Annotated in this window: 1 protein-coding gene; it reads right to left on the bottom strand. The window is 62.8% G+C overall.

Features of this window, described 5'->3' with window-relative positions:
• Nucleotides 1-18 precede the first annotated feature (18 nt).
• A complete protein-coding gene (locus tag AC1D34_RS37970; protein ID WP_441509228.1) occupies nt 19-855 on the bottom strand; it encodes an IS5 family transposase in 837 nt (278 codons plus the stop codon).
• Nucleotides 856-933: the final 78 nt, after the last annotated feature.

The raw sequence follows: 933 nt of genomic DNA, 5'->3' as shown, positions 1-933 counted from the left end.
AGAGCCGGATTCAAAAGTTCACGCGGGTTTGCAATGTCTTGCGATGCGGCGTGTGAGCATGCGGATGCTGGCGATATGAGCGAAGGCGGTCGCGCTTTCGATGGATTTCTCCCAGTCCTTTGCGAGGCGGCGGCAGCGTCCGAGCCATGCGAATGTCCGCTCGACCACCCAGCGCCGAGGCAGCACGACGAAGCCCTTGGCCGTGTCGGAGCGCTTGACGATCTCGATGGTCCAGCTTCCGTGGCCGTGCATGGCGTCCTTCAGTTTGTCGCCGGCATAGCCGCCATCGGCGAAGATGTGGCGCAGCCATGGATGGCGGAACCGAACCGCCCTGAGCAGGTCGGGAGCGCCGTCGCGATCCTGAATGTCGGCTCCGTGAACCAGCACGAAGATCAGGAAGCCGAGCGTGTCGGTGATGATGTGGCGCTTGCGCCCTTTGATCTTCTTGCCCGCGTCATACCCGCAAACCCCGCCGCTTTCGGTGGTCTTGACGCTCTGGCTGTCGATGATGCCAGCCGTGGGCTGGGCCTGCTTGCCTTCGATCTCGCGCGCCGCCATCACCAGAAGCTGGTTGATCGTCGCCAGAAGGCCGCTGTCGCGCCAGGCGTAGAAATAGCCGCGCACGGTCGAAACCGGCGGAAACTCGCCCGGCAGCATGCGCCATGGGCAGCCGCTCGAAGCGATGAACAGGATCGCTTCCATGACATCGCGCATCTGCGTCGTGCGAGGCCGCCCGCCGCGCCTCGGCGCAGGGATCAGCGGCGCCACGACAGCCCATTCGCGGTCCGTCAGATCACTTGGAAAGCGAAGCCGATCACGGTTATGCTCGGCGCGAGCGATATCGGTCCAGGCCATCGGAAACCCCTTTTGATTCAGCACCAAACGGGAATCACAACCTGCTGATATCGCTCAACTCCTTTTAAATCCGGCTCT

Source organism: Allobosea sp. P1_A7, from assembly GCF_056406775.1.
This window is presented reverse-complemented; position numbering and strand designations above follow the sequence as displayed.

Coding starts and splice junctions, on each gene's coding strand:
- AC1D34_RS37970 (WP_441509228.1), bottom strand. CDS start 855: ATGGCCTGGACCGATATCGCTCGCGCCGAGCATAACCGTGATCGGCTT.